General features: G+C 50.3%; 1 protein-coding gene and 1 pseudogene. Both read left to right on the top strand.

Annotated elements, in window-relative coordinates:
• Positions 1–198: 198 nt before the first annotated feature.
• Positions 199–885, top strand: a complete 687-nt coding sequence (locus F6K49_RS49840) for a Uma2 family endonuclease (protein ID WP_293110223.1) — start codon at positions 199–201, stop codon at positions 883–885.
• 218 nt (positions 886–1,103) lie between these two features.
• Positions 1,104–1,310, top strand: a pseudogene (locus tag F6K49_RS49845) (hypothetical protein); the annotation flags it as partial.

Consider the following 1,310-nt stretch of genomic DNA (forward strand, 5'->3'; position numbering starts at 1 on the left):
TGCGTTTCTCACAGCTATGAGGTACACAGGATTTTTTGCCTCTTGCCTCTTGCCTCTTGCCTCTTGCCTTTTGCCTGTTCCCTGCTCCCTATTCCCTGCTCCCTATTCCCCAAAATGCTATGCTCAAACTATCAGGTTCAACAGAGGATCATGTACCACACTGACCCACCCCGTCCTGCCAGGGAAACTATGCCCACTATGTATGATCTACCTAGCGAGGACCCAGAGGAGCCTGGTTTGCCTGACGAATTTCATGACTTCCAACCCCAGCTATTGCGAGAAACCTGCCAACCTCCCAACTATCCCAGGGAGGAAATGTTCATTGGTACAGACCTGAATTTATATTACGATAGCCGTAATTCGTTATGGCACAAGCGACCGGATTGGTTTGTGGTATTGGGTGTGACTCGCGCTCAACAACAACAAGACTTGCGCTGGAGTTATGTGGTTTGGCAGGAAGGGATAGTGCCATTTTTGGTGGTGGAACTCCTATCACCAGGTACCGAAGCTGAAGATTTAGGACAAACCCTAAGGTCTGCTCATAAGCCACCTACTAAATGGCAAGCTTATGAGCAGTATATGCGGATTCCTTACTATGTGGTTTTTGACCGTTATGACAACCAGTTGCGGGTGTTTCAAATAACTGCCACACAGTATCAGGAAGTAGAACTTTCTGAACCGAAATTTTGGTTTCCAGAACTGGAATTAGGGTTAGGCGTTTGGCAGGGGAAATATCAAGAAACAGAAGGGTTGTGGCTGCGTTGGTATGATGGCCCAGGTAATTGGATTCCAACTTCAGCAGAACGGGCTGAACAGGAACACCAACGGGCTGAACGATTGGCAGAACGATTGCGTAGCCTTGGGGTCAATCCTGATGATTTGTAATGTCGGGAGTCGGGAGTCGGGAGTCGGGAGTCGGGAGTCGGGAGTCGGGAGTCGGGAGTCGGGAGTCGGGTAAGCTATCAGCTATCAGCTATCAGCTATCAGCTATTGAATAAAAGGGTATTGCTGAGGGGCGCAATGAATATGAGCGGGGTGGGCATCCTGCCTGCCCAGAAATGAAACAGGCTTGATGCCGGTTCTACCGTTGGGACACTGGCAAGATGCCAGTTCTACACTTGCCAGTCTTCTCCCCTCTTCTCCCCCCTGCTCCCAATTCCCAATTCCCGATTCCCGATTCCCGATTCCCGATTCCCGATTCCCGATTCCCGATTCCCGATTTCCTGTTCCCTGTTCCCTGTTCCCTTTGCGATATGTTGCCCACCATCACCCCAACCACTATTGATCTAGCTCCTGGGACTCAATTGCGG

The organism is Moorena sp. SIO3I6 (assembly GCF_010672095.1).